Origin of the sequence: Aurantimonas sp. A2-1-M11, from assembly GCF_036549475.1 — a bacterium.
In the GTDB taxonomy this organism is placed as follows: Bacteria; Pseudomonadota; Alphaproteobacteria; order Rhizobiales; family Rhizobiaceae; genus Aurantimonas.
The window spans coordinates 1-2,423 of record NZ_JAZHLI010000167.1 but is presented as its reverse complement, the minus strand read 5'-3'; the positions used below and the strand labels follow the sequence as shown (position 1 = coordinate 2,423).

The window sequence follows — 2,423 nt, the reverse complement described above, 5'->3', positions numbered from 1 at the left end:
GATACGCATCCACTCGAGACCAGCAAACAGGGCTTCCATCTGCGCCCGCGACAGATGCATGACGCCGTCACGCACCGGCGGCCAGGTGAAGCGGCCTGTCTCGATCCTCTTGTCGGTCATCACCAGGCCGCTGCCATCAAAAACGAGGATCTTCAGGCGGTCGCCACGCTTCGAGCGAAAGACCACTGTCAGAATGGGGCTCAGGCCGCGCTTACAGCTCAGACGCATCATTTTAGAGGAATGCGCGAATGCGGCGATGCCGGTAGTTCTGGAACCTTATGATGTTTCTGAGGAAAATTGACGCAGGCCTCTTTTCAAATGCGGCGTAGAGCACAATCTGCGCGCCTGCAGCAGGTTGCCGTACGGATCGTCAATGCTTATTCAGACGCTTGGGGATCTCCTCGATCATGGTTTCACCATGGAGGCTTTCTGCGGAGGCTGCGCGAGAGGCTTCAAGGTCGATCTCAAAGCCGTAACGGAGAAGCTCGGCAGGGATCACCGCCACATCGGGAGGCGGCTGCCGATCGCCTGCACGGGTTGCGGCAATGAGGATCCCGTAAGCCTCATCTGCCGCGAATAGTCGAAGTCCCGTCACCGGGGCATTTCCTTTTGCACGTCCGAAGCAGGATCATCGCTGCCGATTTCGGCTTCAGGCGAGGGATCGTCGAGATCCAGCATGAACACTACCTCATCTTCCGAAAATCCCGCGTCGAGGGCCATGCGGACATCGCTTCGACTGCCGAGAGCGGATTCGGAAAGAAGGGGCGCCTTGCCGCCAGCCGGGGCAGCAGGTTCTTCCTGAGGAGGATCTGAGTCAGACGGCATTGGTAAGCGGACCTTAGAGAAGTGTCCGGCGAGAAAGCACTACTTCGGTGACACTGTCGAGACGCCTGGCTATAAATATACAGTCGCGGGCAACAACCGTTTCAGAGGGCTTTTCTCGCTGCAATCTCATCTTGGATTCGGCGATGCGCCGCGGTGACTTCATCCTGCTCTTGACGCATGAGGGCGTCCCACTCGGTGTGACCTGCGGACGAATGAAGTCCTGCCCGAATGCTCTCCACCCAGATGCACCAAGCGTTGCAGTCGGTGGAGAGCTTGCTCAGGTGCGCATCATCAAGATGGCAGAGCGAATGGCGGTCTTTGAAATCAACCGCAGCTGGAAGGATGTCCCGCGAGGACCTGGGTAATTCCTGACGTCTGGCAGAGCATAGGGCCCGTTGGCTCCTCAACCAGCACGCCCATTTCTGGTTCCCTTCCAATTATTTAGCTGCGATGCATGAGCGATTGTCGTCGCCCCGCTGCTACAGCGGCCCCCCTGCAGGATCGCGCTGCGCATTGCCGCGCGCGGCGAGCGAAGGATGAAGCGTCGACGCGGAGCTAGCGATCAACGTATCGCGTCGCCGTGTCAGGCTGGCGCTGATACCCGGTCTGCTGCTCGATCTCGCACACGACGCTGTTCCAGTATCGACCATCATCTTCAGCATCGACCACCTGCGCTAGGCGATACCTGTCGCTGGCGACGATCCATGCCCCCTGCGGACCATGCACTTCGACGAGTGTCGGTGGCTTCATGCCGGGATCCGGCAGAGCGCCGGAAGATGCGGGCAAGCAGACTGCGAATCATGGATTCTCGAACCCTGTGCCCGTGCCCCGTCGCCCCGGCACCTGCGCCTGGACCCGCATGCTGACATTCCGACCGCGACAGTCGACACACTCGATCGGCGGCTTCCATCCTACGAAGACCTGATGGCGGCCCCACAGGCGGATAGCGCCATCCAAATCGAGACCGAGCTTCCGGCTGCAGTCGTCACAGTACCAGACAAGCCCCATCTCGTTGTCGGCCAGCTTGCCGAGCGTGTCGATGGCTTTCGAGGCNATCGAGACCGAGCTTCCGGCTGCAGTCGTCACAGTACCAGACAAGCCCCATCTCGTTGTCGGCCAGCTTGCCGAGCGTGTCGATGGCTTTCGAGGCTGGAGATGGCATCGCGCCCGCTCCCTTTTCACGGCATTCCATGTGTCGACCACGACACCATAGCGAACGGCGCGGAGCAACCCGTCGATGACCTGCGCGCTGTCCGAGCGCGACGGCTGCACATGATCAGACGATGGCGCAGGGTTCGCGCCGTCATAGGGCGTTTGCGTAGGTTGCCTCTGCATCCTTTTCGCTCGTCGGCTGTTTGCCGAGCGGAAACAAACAAGGAGCAGACGCATGGCTACACAGCTTTCGATCCTGGAAACCCTTACCGATACCGCCGTCGACAGCGCCCTCGGCTACGAAACCGCCACGGAGAAAGCAGAGAACAGTGGTCTGATACCGACCAGCTCATGAACTGACCGCTTTGATGTAGGGATAGTTGCAGAGGGACCGGATGCGGGCTTGATCTTTGGTGGCGCGGTTCCAGGCATCGCAGCATGCGTCG

4 protein-coding genes are annotated in these 2,423 nt (G+C 60.0%); all 4 read right to left on the bottom strand.

The genetic code is table 11. The features are described from left to right. Positions 1-231, bottom strand: a 231-nt coding sequence (gene tnpB / locus VQ042_RS25265; RefSeq protein WP_331823002.1) for an IS66 family insertion sequence element accessory protein TnpB, incomplete at its 3' end; no start/stop codon positions are given. Positions 232-370: 139 nt separating this feature from the next. After that, the gene (locus VQ042_RS25260; protein ID WP_331823001.1) at positions 371-595 is read right to left on the bottom strand and encodes a hypothetical protein; all 225 of its coding nucleotides are present in this window, start codon (positions 593-595) and stop codon (positions 371-373) included. Then, positions 592-720, bottom strand: coding sequence for a hypothetical protein (locus tag VQ042_RS25255; RefSeq protein ID WP_331823000.1), 129 nt, complete (start codon positions 718-720; stop codon positions 592-594). The genes VQ042_RS25260 and VQ042_RS25255 overlap by 4 nt, the downstream gene beginning before the upstream one ends. A gap of 660 nt (positions 721-1,380) precedes the next feature. After that, a complete protein-coding gene (locus VQ042_RS25250) occupies positions 1,381-1,575 on the bottom strand; it encodes a hypothetical protein (RefSeq protein ID WP_331822999.1) in 195 nt (64 codons plus the stop codon). Positions 1,576-2,423: the final 848 nt, after the last annotated feature.